At 100.0% G+C, this 253-nt stretch carries 1 protein-coding gene; it reads left to right on the top strand.

The window, feature by feature from the left end; genetic code table 11:
• The coding region (locus JHD64_RS22585; RefSeq protein ID WP_199055829.1) for a hypothetical protein at nt 1-253 on the top strand (253 nt) is incomplete at both ends.

Below are 253 nucleotides of genomic sequence, written 5' to 3'. Positions count from 1 at the left end.
CCCCCCCCCCCCCCCCCCCCCCCCCCCCCCCCCCCCCCCCCCCCCCCCCCCCCCCCCCCCCCCCCCCCCCCCCCCCCCCCCCCCCCCCCCCCCCCCCCCCCCCCCCCCCCCCCCCCCCCCCCCCCGCCCCCCCCCCCCCCCCCCCCCCCCCCCCCCCCCCCCCCCCCCCCCCCCCCCCCCCCCCCCCCCCCCCCCCCCCCCCCCCCCCCCCCCCCCCCCCCCCCCCCCCCCCCCCCCCCCCCCCCCCCCCCCC

It is taken from the genome of Aquitalea sp. ASV15, from assembly GCF_016429115.1.
In the GTDB taxonomy this organism is placed as follows: Bacteria; Pseudomonadota; Gammaproteobacteria; order Burkholderiales; family Chromobacteriaceae; genus Aquitalea; species Aquitalea magnusonii.
Note: the sequence above shows the minus strand (reverse complement) of the source record. Positions and strands in the feature narration are given on the sequence as shown.